This window comes from Vibrio sp. 2033 (assembly GCF_033339735.1).
The window spans coordinates 1-805 of record NZ_JAWOVC010000243.1 but is presented as its reverse complement, the minus strand read 5'-3'; the positions used below and the strand labels follow the sequence as shown (position 1 = coordinate 805).

General features: G+C 46.6%; 1 pseudogene. It reads left to right on the top strand.

The features are described from left to right. Positions 1-805: pseudogene (locus R7P74_RS25850) on the top strand (ABC transporter permease subunit); the annotation flags it as partial.

Sequence of the window (805 nt, the reverse complement as noted above, 5' to 3'; positions counted from 1 at the left end):
CATATTCGTGACTTCAAATTAGCGTCTGAACTTAAATACTTATTGCCAGATTCACACCGCAAAGGATTCTACAGTTTCTACACCAACGGTACGCTTCAGAGTCATTACACGACCAGTGAAAAACTGGTGTTGTTTAAGCGAGCTTATAAACAAGCGCCTGCGATGGCGGCAATGTCGAACAATGAACGCTATCTGATTACTTGGAATGATGACTCGTTAAAGGTGGCGGAGGTCGATAACTCTTACCCTGAAGTCTCGCTTTCTTCACTGTGGCAGAAAGTGTGGTACGAAGGCTATCCAGAGCCTGAATTTGTATGGCAATCTACATCGGCCAGCGATAACTTTGAAGCCAAATTTAGCTTGGTGCCGATTGCGTTCGGCACGATAAAAGCGGCTATGTTTGCGATGCTGTTTTCAGTGCCTTTGGCGGTGCTAGGCGCTATTTATACGGCGTATTTTATGTCGCCACGCATGCGTCGAGTGGTTAAGCCGTCCATTGAATTGATGGAAGCACTGCCGACCGTCATCATCGGTTTCCTTGCCGGGTTATGGTTTGCTCCGATAGTCGAAGATCATCTGATTACGGTCGTGGTGATGTTGTTTGTGTTGCCATTGAGCACCATGGTCATGGGGGGCTTGTGGGCTCTGATACCTCAATCTCTGCGTAATCGTCTACCTAATGGATGGCATGCGTTGGTTCTTATGCCAGTGATTTTACTGTTGATTGGTATCGGAGTTTGGATTTCTCCAAGTATTGAACAAACCTTCTTTGGTGGCGACATGCGCTTGTTTTTGACCAATCACG